This window comes from Parazoarcus communis SWub3 = DSM 12120 (genome assembly GCF_003226565.1).
Classification (GTDB): Bacteria; Pseudomonadota; Gammaproteobacteria; order Burkholderiales; family Rhodocyclaceae; genus Parazoarcus; species Parazoarcus communis.
The window spans coordinates 1-211 of the sequence record NZ_QKOE01000229.1 but is presented as its reverse complement, the minus strand read 5'-3'; the positions used below and the strand labels follow the sequence as shown (position 1 = coordinate 211).

The 211-nt window shown below is 67.8% G+C and carries 1 protein-coding gene; it reads right to left on the bottom strand.

Annotated elements, in window-relative coordinates; all coding sequences use genetic code 11:
• The coding region (locus DNK49_RS23855) for a transposase family protein (protein WP_133255205.1) at positions 1 to 211 on the bottom strand (211 nt) is incomplete at both ends.

The following is a 211-nucleotide window of genomic DNA, read 5'->3' as shown; positions in this document are numbered from 1 at the left end:
CGCGAGCACCCGCTCGAAGGTGTCGGGCGAGGCCACGCCGTAGTCCAGCCGCAGGAAACCCCGCAGCCACGGCAGCTTGGCGCGCCCCCACTGCGAGATCTCCTCGAAGTCGTCCGCACCGCTGAGCACCGCACACACCGCCACAGTGAGCAGTTCGCTCAACCTGTGCCGTGTCTGTTGTGCGTTGCGCCAGTCCTCGAGCCCCTCGAAA